This is a genomic window from Streptomyces sp. NPDC050448 (genome assembly GCF_040655295.1).
In the GTDB taxonomy this organism is placed as follows: domain Bacteria; phylum Actinomycetota; class Actinomycetes; order Streptomycetales; family Streptomycetaceae; genus Streptomyces.
This window is the reverse complement of sequence record NZ_JBFAJR010000104.1, coordinates 1-2,151: the sequence shown is the minus strand read 5'-3', so window position 1 is coordinate 2,151 and position 2,151 is coordinate 1. Positions and strand designations below refer to the sequence as shown.

The 2,151-nt window shown below is 72.1% G+C and carries 1 protein-coding gene; it reads right to left on the bottom strand.

From position 1 onward, the window contains the following. Nucleotides 1-2,021 (bottom strand): type I polyketide synthase (locus tag AB0I68_RS38795; protein WP_363182155.1); only part of this gene is annotated, 2,021 nt, incomplete at its 3' end. Nucleotides 2,022-2,151 lie beyond the last annotated feature (130 nt).

Here is a 2,151-nt window from a genome sequence, read left to right as displayed (position 1 = left end):
CTGCCCGCCTGCGGGGCCCACAGGCCCCAGGCCAGCGACACCGCCGGCAGACCCTCAGCCCGCCGCTGCTCCGCCAACCCCTCCAAGAAGGCGTTCGCCGCCGCATAGTTCGCCTGACCCGCCGCACCGAACGCAGCCGCAGCACCCGAGAACAGCACGAACGCCGACAGACCCAGACCCCGCGTCAGCTCATGCAGGTTCCACGCCGCATCCACCTTCGGACGCAGCACCCCCGCAACCCGCTCCGCAGTCAACGCACCCAGCACACCGTCATCCAGCACACCGGCCGTGTGCACCACACCCTTCAACGGGAACTCCGCAGGAATCCCCGCCAACAACCCCGCCAACGCCTCCCGGTCCGCCACATCACAGGCAACGAGCTCCGCCCGGGCGCCGAGTTCAGCCAGCTCCGCGACCAGCGCTTCCGCGCCCTCGGCAGCGGCACCGCTACGGCTGACCAGCAGCAGGTTCCGTACCCCGTACTCGGTGGCGAGGTGGCGGGCGAAGAGCCGGCCGAGGCCGCCCGTGGCTCCGGTGACCAGCACCGTGCCGGACGGGTCACCGAAGCCGGTCGGCAGCCCCGTGGCCTCAGCAGCCGCCGACGCGGGTACGCGGACCAGGCGCGGCACGCTCACCACACCACCACGGACCGCCAGCTCCGGCTCACCCACCGCCAGCGCCACAGGAAGCGCCGCCACCGACGCCGCATCCAGATCCAGATCCACCATCACCAACTGGCCCGGGTTCTCCGACTGCGCCGAACGCAGCAGACCCCGCACCGCACTACCCGGCAAATCCCCCACACCAGCACCGGCCTCGACCGCCACCGCACCAGCCGACACCCACACCAGCCGCGACCCCGCCAACCGATCCTCAGACAACCACTCCTGAACCATCGTCAAGGCTGTGCTCACCGCCGCGTGGACGGAGACCACGGTGTCACCGGCGGGCTCGGCCGCGGACGGCAGGACAAACACCGCGTCGGGAGCGGGCTCGCCTTCCTCCAGTGCCGCGGCCAGGGCAGCTACGTCCGCGTACTCGGCGACCTGAGCACCCGTACCCGCCAGCCCGATCACATCGTGACCGCCCAGCACCGCCCACCGAAGACCGGAGGCGGAAGCAGGAACCACCGGCGCAGGCAGCCACTCCACCCGGAACAGCGACTCCACGTGCCCGGCACCAGCCGCGCTCACATGGCCGGCCGAGGCCGGACGCAGCATCAGCGACTCCACCGAGGCGACCGGACCACCAGCCTCGTCGGCCACCAGCAGCGCCAAGGTGTGCGGGTCGCCCGCCGAGTTCGGCGTCAGACGCATCCGCAGCGCCGAGGCGCCGACCGCGTAGAGCGACACCCCTGTCCACGAGAAGGGCAGGAGCGCCCCCGGCGAGTCCTGCCTGGCCGGGTCGCCGTGCCCGATGGCGTGCAGACCGGCATCCAGCAGCGCCGGATGCAGCCCGAACCGCGCCGCATCCCGCCGACCGTCCTCCGGCAGAACCACCTCGGTGAACAGCTCACCACCCCGGCGCCAGACCGCCTTCAGCCCCTGGAAGAGCGGCCCGTAGGCCATTCCGTCCCCGGCGAGTTCTCCGTACAGCCCGTCGATGTCGACGGGTTCGGCACCCTGCGGCGGCCAGACGGCCAAGTCCGCGAAGTCCTGCGTCGCTTCGGGCTGGGCTCCGGTGGCGAGGACGCCCGCCCCGTGGCGCGTCCACGGCTCCTCCGCCAGCGCGTCCTGACGACGCGAGTACACACCGAACGGCCGACGCCCCGGCTCCACAGGCGCCTCGACCACCAGCTGGAGCTGAACACCCCCACGCTCCGGCAGCACCAACGGCGCCTCCAGCGTCAGCTCCTCCACCACATCGCAGCCGACCTCATCACCCGCACGCACCGCCAGATCCACAAACGCGGTACCCGGCAGCAACACACTGCCCAGGATGGTGTGGTCGGCGATCCACGGGTGGGTGTCGAGCGACAGGCGGCCGGCGAGCAGTACCCCTTCCGAGTCGGCCAGCGTCACGGCCGCACCCAGCAGGGGGTGCGCCGCGTCGCCCAGGCCGATGGACTCCGGGTCCCCGGCCGCGAACGCCGCCGCACTCGGCCAGAACCGCCGACGCTGGAAGACATACGTCGGCAGGTCGACACGCCGG